Below are 14,352 nucleotides of genomic sequence, written 5' to 3'. Positions count from 1 at the left end.
TGGGATGATTTATTAGCAAAAAGCCCCTTTATCTTGTAAATTGAGGTAAAATCTAAAACTATGAAAAGACGTCATTTTATTGCCTCGGCAGGCTTAATAGCGAGCACCGGAACAGTCGCAAAAGCAGCTGCGAAAAAACCTTTATTACACCACGTGTTTTTTTGGCTAAATAACCCTGCATCCGAAGAGGATAAACAACAATTAATTAAGGGATTGAAAGCCTTAAAAGGGATTCCGTCTATTAAAGAAATCCACATTGGGACTTTAGCATCCACCGAAAAACGCGAGGTGGTAGATACGAGCTGGGACGTTTCTGAATTGATGTTTTTTGACGATGAAGCAGGCCAAAAAGTGTACCAAGATCACCCCATCCATGTCGACTTTGTGAAAAACTATGCTCATTTGTGGAAGAAGGTAATCGTGTATGATGCGGTAGATGCCTAGATAAAATATGTTCCCAAATCCGTAAAGGGGACAAAGCTTGTTTGGTTGTTAAGGAATACGGGGAATAATTACGCGTTCTTTGGTCCTTACAAAAACCCCTTAACAACCAAAAAATGAAAAAATTCATTCTATTATTCGCACTTGCGGGAAGCATTTTCGCTTGTGCTAAAAAAGAAGACGGCGCTGCTGCTTCTACTGGCGCAAAAGGCCAAAACGGTATCACCATCGACAGCTCTGCTAACACAGATTTAGTAAGAAAAATGATTGCAGCGTATGAATCTGGAGATTCGGCAGCTTATCGTTCTGCCTATTCTACTGATGTTGTATTTCACGATAACTTAGATTCAATGGGTATCGATGGAAATATGTCTATATTTAAAGTATCAGCTGACAAAGGAATTAAAATTAGTGTTGTAGTGGGTCCGGTTTGGGAAAACCAATTCGATAAGCCTACTTCAAAAGGCTACACTAGTTACGTTATGAGCCACACGACTAATATCTACACAAGAGGCGATAAAACTGCTAAGAATGTCACTTTTGCAGTGGATGCAATCAAAGATGGCAAGCTAGTAGAGGAGTGGTTATTCTACGACAAAACTGCGGTTGCGGAATTGTTTAAATAAATTATTTGTTGCAGCGTCCTGCGGACGCTGCAACAGTTTTTTTGCTGTCCCTAGGACACCGGCGTCGAATTCTTTTCGTAAATTGGGTTGAAACCTATTGAATATGAAAAAGTTGATCCTCGCTTGTTTGCTGTTTGTCCTATCTTTTGTGGCACAAGCGCAATTTTCCCTACAAAATTTACAAGTCGAATACCAAAAAGCCCCTCTTGGGATTGATGAGGCACATCCGCGTTTTTCATGGCAGATGAACTCTAGTGTGCGCAACGCAAAACAAACTGCATATCATATTGTCGTACAGTCAGAATCTGGCCAGATTGTTTGGGATTCTAAAAAGCAAAACACAGACATCTCGGTAGGAATTCAATACAATGGAGAAGCCTTACAAGCAAAAACGGCGTACCGCTGGACGCTGGAGGTTTGGGATTCCGCGAAGAAGAAATCGACACAGGTTGCAAATTTCGAAACAGGCCTTTTGAACCCTTCGCTCGAGGCTTGGAAAGGGGCCGATTGGATCGGATCCAATGACTTGAATTTCTATACCCATTACCTATCGGTTTATAAGTTTCAATATGGGGTCCAAATCGATAAAGGCACGAAAGCGAGCTTTGTTTTTGGAGCAAATGATCCTCGGTTGCAAAACCGCAATCTGAATATTCAAGACGTGAATAGCGGAGTAAATCAATCTTATGTACGACTTGAATTAGACCTTTCCGGTCTAGAAACATCTGATTCAGGACAAGCGGACTTACATATTTACCGCGTAGGTTACGACAAAAAAGACCGAGCAGATCAGGCTTTCAAAAGCTTTAAAATTCCTCCAGCTATCATCAATGCAGCGAATAAATCTCAAAAACATACTGTGTTTGCTGATTGCAATTTTGGCGTATTTGATTTCTATATCGATGCAGTCGACAAGGCACACAAGATAAATCCTACGCCCAAAAATGCAAGCCCATACGCGGCAACTGGCGTAAACTTAAATCCCATCGGAGCGGGTAATAATTTCATTAGTTTTCCGATGCTTTCGGAGATTGGATTTGCCACAGCAACAGGGGAGTCAGCACGTTTCTCGGACGTGATTATTCGCAATTTTAGACTTCCTTCGAATCCGTTATTTGAGGCTGATCAACATCCGGGACTATGGAAAGAGCTCCCTTTTGATGGCAAGGTTTTTAGTGTTTCCGGAAAATTCAGTGTTGCTAATCCAAGTCGTCACGCCGCACCGATGTTGCGCACGGAATTTGCGGCAACTACGGGAAAAACAATCAAAAGCGCCCGAATTTATGCCACGGCACGCGGCATTTATGAATTGTATTTGAATGGAAAAAGAGTCGGTGACGAGTTTTTTAATCCCGGATTAACGCAATACAACAAGACGCATACCTACCAGGTTTTTGATGTGACTTCATTACTAAATAAGGGTAAAAATGCCTGGGGAGCGTGGCTAAGCGAAGGCTGGTGGAGTGGTAATATTACGTACAGTGGCGATAGTTGGAACTATTTTGGAGATCGTCAATCCTTATTGGCTTCTTTAGAAATTCGCTACACGGACGGAACAGAGCAGGTCATTCAGACGAATCCAAACACCTGGAAATCGTTCACGGATGGACCCATTCGCGTGGGGAGTTTCTTCCAAGGCGAGGTCTATGATGCGCGGAAAAACGCAGATATCGAAGGCTGGTCAGCGACAAATTTCAATGATAAAAACTGGACGCCGGCAGCTAATATTCCATTAGAAGGCAACAGTTTCGCGCTCGATTACCAAGGAATGAAATTAGTAAATCACCTTGATGACCGCGTTACGGTGCAACAAGTATTGCAAGCAAAGTCCATTTCGGAACCCAGAAAAGGCGTCTATGTCTATGATATGGGCCAAAACATGGTCGGCTTCCCTAAAATCTTCATCAAAAACGGCCAGCCAGGTCAAATCATCACCCAGCGTTTTGCCGAAGTTCTCTACCCTGATTTAGCCGAATACGCAGGCCAGAAAGGAATGATTATGCTCGAAAATATCCGGGCGGCTCTCGCGCAAGATATCCATATTTTGAAAGGGGGAGACGAATACATTCAACCGCGTTTTACCTTCCATGGCTACCGTTATTTAGAGATTACGGGAATAGAAAAGGCTCCAGAACTCCCTCAAGTCGCAGGAATCGTTCTATCCTCCGTTAAAAACATAAGCTCTTACTATGAAACCTCTGACCCAATGGTCAACAAATTATGGTTAAACATCACGTGGTCGATGCGCTCCAATTTCCTATCGATTCCGACGGACACCCCGGCCCGAAACGAGCGAATGGGCTGGAGTGGAGACATCAATGTCTTCTCAAAAACCGCAACGATGATGGCACCTGTGAATAACTTCATGCGCCGCCACTTACTAGGCATGCGGGATGTGCAGCGGGCTGACGGCCGTTTCACTGACGTAGCTCCAATGGGCGGTGGTTTTGGCGGGACCTTATGGGGCAGCGCGGGTATCGTGATTCCGTGGGAAACGTATTTGCAATATGGCGACAAAGCCATGCTAGCGGAACATTATCCAGCCATGAAACGCTATATGACTTTCCTTGATTCCAAAGTAAAGGACGGCATCTTGAACGAAGGACCGCTAGGCGATTGGCTGAGCCCGGAAGGGAATAAGAACGACAATACCCTGTTCTGGATGGCCTACCAGGCGGCTGATTTAGCAATTGTGTCGAAGGTGGCACACGTTTTAGGATTTACGGCAGAAGGTGCATCTTTTTTAGCCCAAAGTGAAGCCAAAAAAATCTCCTTCAACGAAATTTATGTAGATAAAAACCACTTTAAAACTATCAAATCAGGTGTTAAAACCGACTTTATGGGGCCGCCTAATGCGAACGCTACACCAGAAGCCTCCGACAAAGGCCAGCTGATGGACACCCAGGCGTCGTATGCAATACCTTTGGCATTAAACGTCTTTAATGCAAGCAATGCCCCTAAAACGCTGGAAAATTTAGTCGAAACAATCAAACGCTCGAATAAAGACGACCAAGGCGAGGCCCGCCCACCGTTCTCGTTGATGACCGGCTTCATCGGAACCGCGGCCATCTCCGAAGCCCTATCTGCAAACGGAAAACACGACATTGCTTATGGCTTGTTAACGACGAAAACCTATCCATCTTGGTTGTATTCGGTAGCGAACGGAGCCACGAGTATTTGGGAAAGATTGAATTCTTATACCATTGAAAATGGTTTTGGAGGTAATAACAGCATGAACTCGTTTAACCATTATTCCTTCGGGGCTGTAGCCGCGTGGATGTACACACATTCGCTCGGAATTCAGCGCGATGAAACTTCCCCTGGCTACCAACATTTTATTTTACAGCCTACGCCAGATCCGTCGAGTAAAATTACGTCTGCCAAAGGTCACGTCGAAACGATGTATGGAAAAATCGCCAGCGAATGGATTAAAAAAGGTAATAAGACGACCTACCATTTCACAATTCCAGCGAATACCTCCGCTCAAGTAAAATTGCCTCAGGGCAAAATCTTGAAAGGATTACCACTGGAAAAAACAAAAACCAGCGCGGATCGAATAGAATTCGAGCTCGGCGCCGGCCTTTATGAATTTGTCGTAGAATCGAATTAACCTAACGCTTTTCTACCCATCGCATCCGGATTATTCACGAGTGCACAGGCATCATCGAGAATCATCGTCTCCCCATTTTCCTTCGTGTAAGGCTTCCAAGACGGAAGGCCTCCGCCATTTGGATTACCTGTTTTTATGAAGTTCAAGAAGGACTTCGCCATCTTCGAAGAAAGGGCACGAGGTCTTTTCCCGCCACCCGTATGTGTTAACATCAGGTCTGTATTATAGAACCAAAAACAAATATCATCACAGTGGAACGCGCGCATGCGTCCGTCAAAAAGCGGGGGCTGCCAGCCAAACCAAGACAAATACACCGGCGCCTTGCGTTGTGACACTTTCGCATCTGCGGCAGCAATGGCTCCCTTTCTATTCGATAGAATCATGGCCCACACTTCAACGGGTTTTACTTTAGGGAAGTTTTGGCTATACGCCTCCACAATTTTGCCTGCATCCGCACCGAATCGAGGCTTGATTTTTTCTACTACTCCTGCTAAGGTGATCTCTTCTAAGCTCGCGTCTGTCCGGCTAGGGCTAGACTCATGGAAGGTCGTATTAATGATCAACGGAATGTCCGCTGAGAAATGATTCGGATCAGAAAAGAACGGCTGATCATTCATCGTCACCCCATCCGCAACCGGCGAAAATCCACCACGGGAGATGTTCATTTTCTTCGCTTCCTCTGCGAATTTTTCTACTGCACGCGTCGTAATATCAATATATTGTCTCCATGGAATTTGTTGCAATTTCTCGATTTCGCCGGGTTGTAAACCTGCTTCTTCCATCACTTTAAGCCCTAGTTTCTCTGCATATTCCTTGTTTACTCCTGTTAATGAAGTTCCACTTAAAGCCACCGCTTTATGGAATAAACCTTTTGCCGCTGGCATATTCATTAATGAAGTCACCTTAGCTCCTCCACCCGACTGACCGATGATGGTTACATTATTCGGATCCCCTCCGAAATTAGCAATATTATCTTTTACCCATTCGAGCGCAGCCACCATATCTAGGTTACCTACATTCCCTGAATGTGGATGACCTCCAGCTGCCTTTAGGTGCGAATATCCGAAAGGTCCTAGACGGTGATTAATCGAACAGAAAACGATGTTGCCTAAGCGACTCAAATTTTCGCCATGGTAGCCATCTTGTTCAATGGCATTGCCATTCGTAAAACCGCCACCGTGTAACCAAACTACCACCGGACGTTTACCAGAATCAATAGCGGGAGTCCACACATTCAGCTTCAAACAATCCTCCGATACATCATCGTAATTCCAGTGATCCACGAAAGAGGCATAGGCATTTGAATAACGTTTCTCCATAATTTGAGGAGCGGTGTTTCCCCACCAAACACAGGGTTTAATGTCTTTCCAAGCCGCTGGTTTAACGGGTGGCATAAAACGATTTTTGCCTGACGTATCAGCTCCGTAAGGAATCCCTAAAAATTGGTTGATCCCCCGCAATACAAAGCCGCGCACTTGACCATACTCTGTAGTGGCAACGGCGATATTATCGCCTACAAACAGCAGCTGGTCATCCGTGGATGTTACGGCTGTGGGAGAATTCAAAGGACTCGAGCCCACACTTAAAGTGGCAGCTCCTAATCCAAGGGATTGGATAAAATTTCTACGATTAGATTTCATATTTTTTAATAGGTTTAAATTCCGTTATTTTATCGCAATCCATAAATCTTCATCGAACGCATCGACCAAGGTGTAATATCATTAGCTGCGGCGTTAACTCCTTCCGCTAATTTCAAGCGTAAGAATTTCGTGCGGGTGGGTGTAAGGGCTACAATATTATCCCCTTGCGTTCCTTTTACATTTGCTTGAACAACCTGCCAATCTGAGCCATTCGTCGAGGCCTCTACTTGCAGGTTTCGAGGATAGGTGTGCGTGAATTCGGGTGTAACGCCGGCGGCAGGTCTTTGGCCTCTCTTAAACCCAGAAGTAGACGTAAAATGGAACTCAGAAAGGGTATATTCTGATGGGAATTCCACTTGGAAAACCATATCCTTTTCTTGCGTTTTACCCGTCGACCAGCCTTCATAATTAAAGGCGCTTTTAGGCGATGCATTTCCTCCCACGCGGGTGGATGAAGTGTGGGTGGCATAGAATTTCCAGCTTTGGTCCGGTACAAATTCCATCGGAACCTGCTTCAATAAAGACTCAAACTTATACATCCCCGCTTGCTTATTCGTATTTGCTCGAATCGAGGCCACCTGCTGTGGAGTGACGAAAGACGCATCATTTGATAAACCATTTCGGATATACGAAACCACATCTGCAATCCACTGGTCAGATTGTTCTTTCATCGGTTGCATCAAACCACCCGCATAAGTTTTACCATCTATCGCCCCTTCTAATCCATGTAAAATAACCCGTATCGCATATTCCGGATGTTGTTGAATGCGGAATGATCCTGACAAAGCCGGCGCTAACAATTTCCCATTCCCCATCGGCTTTCCCATCCCATCATTTCCATGGCATTGTGAACATAATTCAGCAAACACTAATTCCCCTCGCTCTAAAATTCCCTTTTGCTCCTTGCTCAATTCCGGCGCATTAAAAGGCCCATTCGTTCGTGGCTTAGGAGGTGTTATTATTTGCTCTCCGATCAAATTGACCCCAGCCGATTTATTGGAAGCTAATGTGGCTTTTATACCTGATTCGAGTTCCGGAACCTTCAAGAATTTCTGCGTGAAAATCGCCTGCATCACCACCTCGTTATCCGAATCATTTAATGCTTTTTTATACAGATCAGCTAATCCTTTTTCGCCTGCTTTGTACAAGGTTTCCGAAGCCTTCAAAGCTTGGATGCGAATGCGTGGATTCACGTCTGCCATCAGTTTAGTAACAGTCGCCACTTTCAAAGAACCTAAACCTTCTAAAGTCCAAATCGCATGTATTCTTCCATTCACATTCGTCCCTTTCAAGGCCATCGCCGTTAATGCAGGCACCACCGATTTATCATTGCGCTGCACTAAAACTTGCTGCGCCATATCTTGCCACCAACCATTGGGGTGATTTAAATAAGTCACTAAAGTCGCCGATTTATCATCGTACATACGCGGTTGTTTCGTGTCGCGCTGAAAGCCCTCGTGACTCACTCGCCAAATACGACCCAAACCCACCACTTTGTCTAATTTGTATTGCTCGATTTTCGTGCGCAAATAAGAGCCCTTAGGCGTCCATTGCCCCTCCTGAATAATTCCGTGGTACATATCTACAATGTACATCGTTCCATCGGGAGCAGTGGCCATATCGATAGGACGGAATAAGGGATCCGTCGAGCGAATAAATTCGGATTTTTGGTCTTGGAAAACGTTATGAAGCGTGGTTAAACCGTCCTTTTTAATAGGGTTGATTTGGCGTACAATTCGCGCCACCGGTTCTCCATAAAATAACTGCCCGCGTACAGAAGCGGGTAAACGATCCCCGCGGAAAATATCATTTCCTGCTGAACCCGTCACACGATTTAAAGATCCATCCGGCTGACGAACCTCGTCCATTCCGCCCTGCATATCGGATACTTTTACGGCAGCGCCGTAAGGAACGACGAAGCCCGCAGCGAGTTCATTCGGCACCTCAAAGTTGCCGTATTGAATCGGGAATTGAAAGTGAGACGGAACGCCAGACGCGCCACCTTGGAAGTATAATTTCCCATCGTCATCTTGGGTAATTCCCCATTGAGCTCGGTTTGCCCCTGTTTTCTCCCGAATAATTCCGTTCGGAGTTTCTCTAATACGGAAGGCGTTAACAGTAGAGTAAAGCCAGTTATCCATTCCATAAAACAAGAAGGCTTGCTGGTGTTCTACGTTGCCTGAACGACCATATTTGTTAGTAAAAAATTCCTTTTTATCGGCTTTGCCATCGCCGTTTGTATCCGTGTATTTGTAAATATTATCTTGGTCTGACTCCATGGTCAAAACACTATTTTTGCCATAAGGCAAAACAAAACGGGGGAAGATTAATCCGTCCACGAAGGCGGTTCCTGTCTCGTAAATTCCATCATTATTTTTGTCTTCCCAGCGCGAGATTCGGCTGGTAGGCTCTAACTCATTTTTGGAATCTGCATCTAACATATAAGATCTTAACTCCAAAACGTACATCCTGCCATTCCCATCAAACACGATTTCCGCCGGCTGCTGGATCTGTGGCTCCATTAAAACGGGCTGCATTTTATAGCCCTCAGGCAACAAAAACTTCTTCAACTGCTCATCGATGGTCAAAGGTTGCACCGGGGCTTTAGGAGCTAAATCAATCCCTTTCCAGTTTTCATCATTCGGATCGACTCCGTCCGGAATTTTCAGGGTGTCTAAAGAGGTTGTACGAGAAGACGTGGAATGAAAGGAGGCCAAAACAGAAAGCATCAGCATTCCCGCCAAAGATAATACGGCTAATTTTTTCATGTAGGTTTAGAATTTTACACAAGGAATGTAGAATTTCACTGAATTACAAGAGCTTATAACGAATTATCAGGGCAGCTCATCCTAGTAGTGCGTCCTACTTCAGAGCTTAGGAAATCTGTAGGAAATGAGTCCGGAGTCCGGAGGGGATCAGTTTTCCTGCAAGGATTTGAATAATAGATCCTTTAAATAGTTCTCAACAAATAATTGCTTATTCTCCTTCCCCGCATCGGTTAATCTAGGTAAATAATGACTAAAAAATAGCTGTGAATGAGCCGTTTCAATGAGGGTACTACTTAGGGAATGTGGATAAGCATAGGCCGGATTATGGGACTGAATTAGATCCGAAATGCGTGCGCAAAGATCTTTAAATGGCTTGAATACCTTTTCTTCATTGATCTCCTTCACTTCTTTAACTAAGTAAACTTTGCTGCTTTCAGAAATAACGATTTGGTGTAAATAATTTTTATTATAATCCGTTTGACCCGCACTCTCTGGTAGCGCGTGCGTCAGCAATTCAACTAAGCGATTTAGCTTATCCGTAGAACTAGATAAAGGCTGCAACTGAAATACGACTAAGTATTCCATATAAGACCAATACCAATTTAATATATAGAGAAGTAGGCGGTGCTTGTTCTCGAAATACCGGTAAATAGTCGCCTCCGTAGTATTCATCTCTAGCGCCAGTTTCTTAAACGTAAAGTGCTCGAAACCTAGCTTATAAATCAAATCGATAGCATTTTTAACGATTTGCCTACCCAGCTCCGTGCTTTCCGGATCTCTAATATAGATCTTTTCGTTTACCTTAAAACTGAGAGAATAGTCCATTTTAATTCGCTTATTACACAACAAATCTAATGATAGATTTACTAACACAAAAGATATTTTAACATTTATTAATAATAGTATTACTATTATATAAAAAAGTATTTATAATTTTGCAGGAGAAAAATACGAATTATGCAAAAATTAAGTCCACTAAAAAGGATTCAAGCGCTAATCCGAGGTCATAAAAAGGAGGTTGTTTCGATCTATCTATTTTCGATTTTGGGTGGTATTGTTAACTTAAGTCTTCCACTAGGGGTACAAACTATCATCGGTTTAGTGATGGGTGCTACGATGGTGACCTCCATCTATGTGCTCATATTTTTAGTGGTTTTGGGTGTCTTTCTGATGGGTTTGTTTCAAATCAATCAAATGAAAATTATCGAGTCGATCCAACAAAGAATCTTCACTCAATATGCGTATGATTTCGCAGAAAAGATCCCCATGCTGGATTTGAAGCAAATGGATAAATTTTTTATTCCAGAGAAAGTAAATCGGTTTTTTGATACCGTAAATATCCAAAAAGGTTTTGCAAAATTACTATTGGACATTCCAGTCGCCAGTGTTCAAATTATCTTTGGGATTATTTTGCTTTCCTTGTACCATCCCTTATTCATCATTTTAGGCCTTATTTTATTACTGCTTTTAGTTTTGATTTTATATTACACCAGCGAAAGGGGAATAGAAACAAGTATTGAAGAATCGAATTATAAATACGAAGTAGCTGGTTTTTTCGGGGAAATTGCAAGAACAATTAAAACCTTCAAGTTTAGCCAGGGTTCGGATTTAAATCTGAAGAGAACCGATAAAAATGTAAGTGGCTACCTAGGGGCTAGAACAAAACATTTCCATGTTTTACTTTTTCAATATAAAACCCTCCTATTTTTTAAGATCAGCTTAACCACATTAATGTTAACTTTTGGCTCTTATCTATTAGTCACTCAACAGTTAAATATAGGCGAATTTATAGCCGCAGAAATCGTGATATTGTTGCTGATAGGCGCAGTTGAAAAGCTAATTATTAGTTTAGATAGTGCCTATGATGTGATCACAGGATTAGAAAAATTAGCAAGTGTAACTGAAAGCCCTATAGAAACAAGCGGAGATTTAGAACTAAGTACTCGAGTAGGTTTAGAGATTGAAATGAGAAATTTCTCCTTTGAATTTGAGCCAGGCAAACCTGTTTTAGAAGCCATCAACTTACATATTCATTCAGGTGAAAAAATACAAATAAATGGGCCAGATGGTTCTGGAAAGTCACTATTTATGCGAATCCTGACAGGAAATTATCTAGACTTCCAAGGAATACTGATGATCAACAAAGTTCCCATAAAAAATTATAGCCTATCCAGTCTGCGAAAACATACGGGCATATTATTACCCGGACAGGAAATTTTTGGAGGCACTGTATATGAGAATATCAGTTTAGGTAAATCAGAAATCACTCCAGCCATCATTTTAGAGACGGCAAATCAACTAGGAATGGCTGATTTCCTAAATCATTTTCCCTTAGGTTTTGATTCCTACATCGAGCCTATTGGTAAAAAAACTCCACAATCCATTATTAAAAAAATATTGCTTTTGCGCGCCTTGTGTGGAGAAAAAAGATTGCTTCTTTTAGAAAATCCTTGGACTGGTTTAGATGCAGAATTAGCAGAAAATTTACGTGAATTTTTGCTCAAAAAGTCGGACGCCACCGTTATTATTTCTACCAATGAATCGGAGGGATTCGATCAAAAAATTATTATCAAAAATGGAAAAATTTAAGTCCTTTAACGAAATATACTTACGTGATAAGGGGCCTCGAATAAAGCCTTGGTTAATCGGCTTAGGCTTAATCGTTCTCGGAATTTTGTTTTTACCTTGGACCCAAAATATTAAATCGAGAGGTAATATTACCAGCCTATTCCAAGAGCAAAAGCCACAAAAAATCTATAGCCCCATCGCCGGCAAAATGAATCGTTGGTGGGTGAAAGAAGGGGATTTTGTGAACCAGGGAGATACTTTGGCAAAAATCAGTGAGATCAAAGCAGAATATTTAGACCCTAAATTAATTTCGAGAACTGAAGAACAGTTAGATGCTAAAAAAGGAACGGTCGGTTATTATGAGCAAAAAGTAAAATCAACGGAGGATCAAATCGTGAATCTGCGTACCTCTAAGAAATTAAAACAGGATCAATTAGCGAATAAAATCACCCAATTACAGCAAAAATTAACCGGAGAAAGATCCGAATTAGATGCGGCAGGGAACGAGTATAATTTAGTAAAAGACCAGTTTGAACGAAATCAAAAAATGTTCAAAGAAGGTCTGATTTCGCAAACGACCTTTCAGCAAAGAAATGCGTCGATGCAAAACGCTTTAGCGAAGAAAACGATCGCCGAAAATAAGGTAAACCAAACCCTTCAAGAAATTCAAAATACGAAGATTGAATTGCGCGGAGTGGACCAGGAATACAGTGAAAAAATGAACAAGGCAGAGAGTGATAAATTCCAAAGCCTGGGCATGATCGAAACGGGCAAAGGAGAAATAGCTAAGCTAGAAAACCAGGTCGCTAATTATACCATCCGAGATGGAATGTACTACATCCTAGCTCCGCAAAGCGGCCAAATAATTAATGCACAAAAAGCAGGTATTGGAGAAATATTGAAAGATGGCGAAGAGTTATTAACCATCGTTCCTACGAATACAAATTATGCCGTGGAAATGTATGTGCGACCTGTGGACCTGCCCTTAGTGATGCCGGGGCAAGATGTTCGTTTTATTTTTGACGGTTTCCCTGCAATCTTATTTGCTGGCGGCTGGCCAGAACAAAGTTTTGGAACCTTTGCTGGCAAGATAAAAGCGGTTGAAAACAACATCGATGAGGAGGGTATGTTTCGGGTCATCGTGGTGGAAAATCCGAAAGAGAAAAAATGGCCTAAACAAATTAAAATGGGTGCGGGCGCAAATGGAATTGCCTTATTGAATGATGTCCCACTTTGGTATGAATTATGGCGAAATATCAATGGTTTCCCAGCAGATTTTTATACGGTGAAAAAGGATGAAAAATAGTTTTATTGTCTTCTTGTTTTTCAGTTTTTCGAGCCTTGCTCAGACGCCCGTTTTATTTCCGGAAGCGTTCCTGAAAATCGTTCAAACCTACCATCCGATTGCTAAACAAGCGGGGATCGGAGTGCAGAAATCGGAGGCCCAAATCCTGCAAGCTAGAGGCGGTTTTGATCCTATACTTAGTCATTATAGCACGCAAAAAACCTTTGATGGTAAAAACTATTATACCTCCCACGCTCCTGAGCTTAGTATTCCCACGTGGTATGGGATAGAATTACGATCAGGCCTTGAAAATTTACAAGGAACGCGCCTAAATTCGAGTGAAACTTTAGGTGAAACTAGCTATATAGGCATTAGCGTTCCACTCGCAAGAAATTTATTCATCGACCAGCGAAGAGCTAGCCTCCAACAGGCAAAATTGATGAATAAAATGGCTCTTCAAGAACAGAGGGCCATCTTAAATGGGCTCTTTTCTGATGGGATGGCATCCTACTGGAATTGGGTCAAATCAGTGCGGGTTTTAAAAATAGTCAATCAAAATCTACAGATTGCAGAAGCGCGCGTTTCCTTAGTGAAGCGAAGTGTGGAATTAGGGGAAAGGCCCGCAGTAGATACGGTAGAGGCGACGACTCAGCAGCAATATTTTGACAATTTATACCAAGCAAAATGGGTAGAACGTGAAAATGCTAGACTTGATTTATCAGTCTATTTATGGCAAGAAAACAACACGCCACAGGACTTGCCTTCAGAGGTGCAACCAGGAGAGGTGGCGAATGAATTTGCCCTATTAGCGGACTTTGATTTAAATCTTCCGTCATTACTCGAAAAGGCTTATGCAAATCATCCGGAATTAAGCGCCTATCAATACAAGATTGAAGGCTTGCAGGTAGAGAAGAAATTAAAGTTTCAAAGCCTATTACCTAAACTAGATGTGACTTATAATGCCTTATCTAAAGGGCTTGCACCTAGCGTGGAAGTGCGTCCGCTTTTTGAGAACAATTACCAATACGGTATCAAGTTCGAGATGCCACTTCGCTTATCAAAAGGAAGAGCAGATTTTCAATTAGCAAAATTAAAAATACAAGAAGAATCCTTGAATTTAGCACAGAAAAGACAGCAGATTCAGGTAAAAATTAGCTCTTATTATAACCAGGTAGAAGCGCTTAAAAAGCAAATTCGAACCCAGGAAATGGCCCTTTCAAACTACCAAACCTTAGTAAAAGCGGAAGAAAGCCGTTTTGCACAAGGCGAATCCTCTTTATTTTTAATTAATAGTCGAGAAACAAAAGCCATGGAAGCGGCTGAAAAATTAACGGAACTGAAAGCCTACCTTTTCAAAACTATTTATGCTTTACAAGCAAGTGCGGGGGTATTAATTTAAGATAATTGGGCGTAC

General features: G+C 42.3%; 9 protein-coding genes. 6 read left to right on the top strand and 3 right to left on the bottom strand.

Annotated elements, in window-relative coordinates:
* The first annotated feature begins 60 nt into the window (after positions 1-60).
* The 3 genes from ACST13_RS04895 to ACST13_RS04885 all read left to right on the top strand — a co-directional run bounded on the left by ACST13_RS04895 (position 61) and on the right by ACST13_RS04885 (position 4,677).
* On the top strand, positions 61-444 hold the full coding sequence (locus tag ACST13_RS04895) for a Dabb family protein (protein ID WP_459522106.1): 384 nt from the start codon (positions 61-63) through the stop codon (positions 442-444).
* Between the two features lie 113 nt (positions 445-557).
* Positions 558-1,067, top strand: a complete 510-nt coding sequence (locus tag ACST13_RS04890) for a nuclear transport factor 2-like protein (RefSeq protein WP_459522105.1) — start codon at positions 558-560, stop codon at positions 1,065-1,067.
* A 103-nt stretch (positions 1,068-1,170) separates the two neighbouring features.
* Positions 1,171-4,677, top strand: coding sequence for a family 78 glycoside hydrolase catalytic domain (locus tag ACST13_RS04885; protein ID WP_459522104.1), 3,507 nt, complete (start codon positions 1,171-1,173; stop codon positions 4,675-4,677).
* Here ACST13_RS04885 and ACST13_RS04880 read toward each other — a convergent pair.
* The 3 genes from ACST13_RS04880 to ACST13_RS04870 form a co-directional block, all read right to left on the bottom strand.
* Positions 4,674-6,317 carry a carboxylesterase/lipase family protein gene (locus ACST13_RS04880; RefSeq protein ID WP_459522103.1) on the bottom strand — a complete coding sequence of 548 codons (1,644 nt, stop codon included), beginning with the start codon at positions 6,315-6,317 and terminating at the stop codon, positions 4,674-4,676. The two genes, ACST13_RS04885 and ACST13_RS04880, sit on opposite strands and share 4 nt — an antisense overlap.
* A gap of 29 nt (positions 6,318-6,346) precedes the next feature.
* A complete protein-coding gene (locus tag ACST13_RS04875; RefSeq protein ID WP_459522102.1) occupies positions 6,347-9,085 on the bottom strand; it encodes a DUF7133 domain-containing protein in 2,739 nt (912 codons plus the stop codon).
* A 147-nt stretch (positions 9,086-9,232) separates the two neighbouring features.
* Positions 9,233-9,958, bottom strand: coding sequence for a TetR/AcrR family transcriptional regulator (locus ACST13_RS04870; protein WP_459522101.1), 726 nt, complete (start codon positions 9,956-9,958; stop codon positions 9,233-9,235).
* 84 nt (positions 9,959-10,042) lie between these two features.
* Between ACST13_RS04870 and ACST13_RS04865 the strand changes: the two genes are divergently transcribed.
* From ACST13_RS04865 to ACST13_RS04855, 3 genes are read left to right on the top strand one after another with little or no spacing between them, the layout of a single operon-like run.
* On the top strand, positions 10,043-11,674 hold the full coding sequence (locus ACST13_RS04865; protein WP_459522100.1) for a peptidase domain-containing ABC transporter: 1,632 nt from the start codon (positions 10,043-10,045) through the stop codon (positions 11,672-11,674).
* Positions 11,661-12,959: an HlyD family secretion protein gene (locus ACST13_RS04860; RefSeq protein ID WP_459522099.1), complete on the top strand. Its 1,299-nt coding sequence runs from the start codon at positions 11,661-11,663 to the stop codon at positions 12,957-12,959. The genes ACST13_RS04865 and ACST13_RS04860 overlap by 14 nt, the downstream gene beginning before the upstream one ends.
* On the top strand, positions 12,949-14,337 hold the full coding sequence (locus ACST13_RS04855) for a TolC family protein (RefSeq protein WP_459522098.1): 1,389 nt from the start codon (positions 12,949-12,951) through the stop codon (positions 14,335-14,337). Before ACST13_RS04860 ends, ACST13_RS04855 begins: the two co-directional genes overlap by 11 nt.
* Positions 14,338-14,352: the final 15 nt, after the last annotated feature.

The sequence above is a fragment of the Aquirufa sp. A-Brett2-W8 genome (genome assembly GCF_054558755.1).
Note: the sequence above shows the minus strand (reverse complement) of the source record. Positions and strands in the feature narration are given on the sequence as shown.

Excerpts from the sequence above, each read along its gene's own strand:
- ACST13_RS04875 (WP_459522102.1), bottom strand. The coding sequence starts at position 9,085 with ATGAAAAAATTAGCCGTATTATCTTTGGCGGGAATGCTGATGCTTTCT.
- ACST13_RS04895 (WP_459522106.1), top strand. The coding sequence starts at position 61 with ATGAAAAGACGTCATTTTATTGCCTCGGCAGGCTTAATAGCGAGCACC.
- ACST13_RS04885 (WP_459522104.1), top strand. The coding sequence starts at position 1,171 with ATGAAAAAGTTGATCCTCGCTTGTTTGCTGTTTGTCCTATCTTTTGTG.
- ACST13_RS04855 (WP_459522098.1), top strand. The coding sequence starts at position 12,949 with ATGAAAAATAGTTTTATTGTCTTCTTGTTTTTCAGTTTTTCGAGCCTT.
- ACST13_RS04865 (WP_459522100.1), top strand. The coding sequence starts at position 10,043 with ATGCAAAAATTAAGTCCACTAAAAAGGATTCAAGCGCTAATCCGAGGT.
- ACST13_RS04880 (WP_459522103.1), bottom strand. The coding sequence starts at position 6,317 with ATGAAATCTAATCGTAGAAATTTTATCCAATCCCTTGGATTAGGAGCT.
- ACST13_RS04860 (WP_459522099.1), top strand. The coding sequence starts at position 11,661 with ATGGAAAAATTTAAGTCCTTTAACGAAATATACTTACGTGATAAGGGG.
- ACST13_RS04890 (WP_459522105.1), top strand. The coding sequence starts at position 558 with ATGAAAAAATTCATTCTATTATTCGCACTTGCGGGAAGCATTTTCGCT.